At 67.5% G+C, this 1,147-nt stretch carries 1 protein-coding gene, 1 tRNA gene and 1 pseudogene; 1 reads left to right on the top strand and 2 read right to left on the bottom strand.

The window, feature by feature from the left end:
- Window positions 1-2: 2 nt before the first annotated feature.
- Together BSB02_RS40990 and BSB02_RS39200 are read right to left on the bottom strand one after the other, a co-directional pair.
- Window positions 3-66, bottom strand: a tRNA-Arg gene (locus BSB02_RS40990).
- Window positions 67-200: 134 nt separating this feature from the next.
- Window positions 201-482 (bottom strand): GntR family transcriptional regulator, encoded by a 282-nt coding sequence (locus tag BSB02_RS39200; protein ID WP_240507062.1) that lies wholly within the window; start codon window positions 480-482, stop codon window positions 201-203.
- Window positions 483-801: 319 nt separating this feature from the next.
- Here BSB02_RS39200 and BSB02_RS39195 point away from each other — a divergent pair.
- Window positions 802-1,147, top strand: a pseudogene (locus tag BSB02_RS39195) (hypothetical protein); the annotation flags it as partial.

Here is a 1,147-nt window from a genome sequence, read left to right as displayed (position 1 = left end):
CCTGAGGGATTCGAACCCCCGACCGTCGGATTAGAAGTCCGATGCCATCCGTTACCGAGGGGTGCCGAGCATGATCGAGTTGGTCTGAAACACCAGGCAGGGAGTCAACTAGCCTTACTGAGCGATACCGAGCATTGCCGAGCATTGCCGAGCATGATGGTCTGCCGATGGTCTGCCAGACCAACCGCCCCCACTCCCCATCACCCCTCGTCTTCATCGTGCGGCACATCCTCCGGCCACCGCTCCCGAGGACTCACGAACGTCCCCCTCGACCGGATGGTGAAGACCCACCCCTCCTCGGCAAGCAGCCGCGCCGCCGCGCGCGCCGTGTCCCGGGCCACCCCATGCATCTGGACCATCTGGTTCTCCGACGGGATCGGCATCAACGGCCGGAGCTTGCCCGAGCGGATCTGCTCGCGCACGATCGCCGCGATCTGCACATGCTTCGGGGTCGGATCGAAGTGGTCCACCGTCATGATCATGAACGTAGTGGTGGACCACTCCGGGGTCCTCGGCCCCTACGGGGTGCCCGAGGTACCTGGGGTAGTCAGGTACTACAGGGTCTACAGGCTAGACACGAGACGACTGCGCAATTACAGTGCCCGATGCCCGGCCGCTGCTCGACCCCACCGCCGGGCGGCGGCCCGGGCCCCGGTTCTCCCCCTCCGGCGCGCGCCGCCACCTCGCCCCTTCTGCCAGCGAGGCTTTCGCCCGGATATGTCCGCGCAGAAAGCGCACGTCAACCGGCATGCAGGCATCGTGCCGCACTCTTCCCCGCAGCACCCGACCGAGGAGACCCCCATGCGCATCCCCGCCCTGCTCACCGCGCTCGCCATCACCACCGCAGGCTGCTCGGCCACCGACGCCGCCGGCCCCGCCCCGGCGACAGCGCCCATCGAATCCCCGAGCCCGTCGCCCACCCCAACACAGACCCCACCACCAGGCACCGTCGCCGTGGGTACGACCCAGACCAGCACCGACACCGACTACGAAACCCAGGTCACCGTCCTACGGGTCCGTGACCCCTTCCGGACCGTCATACCCGACACCGAACAACGGCCCGGCAACCGGTACATCGGCGTCGAGGTCAAGTTCTGCCTCAAGCGCTACCAAAATGCGGGCCAGTGCTCCGGCCTTCAGGCCGGGG

Origin of the sequence: Thermoactinospora rubra, assembly GCF_002093975.1 — a bacterium.
GTDB lineage: Bacteria > Actinomycetota > Actinomycetes > Streptosporangiales > Streptosporangiaceae > Nonomuraea > Nonomuraea rubra_A.
This window is presented reverse-complemented; position numbering and strand designations above follow the sequence as displayed.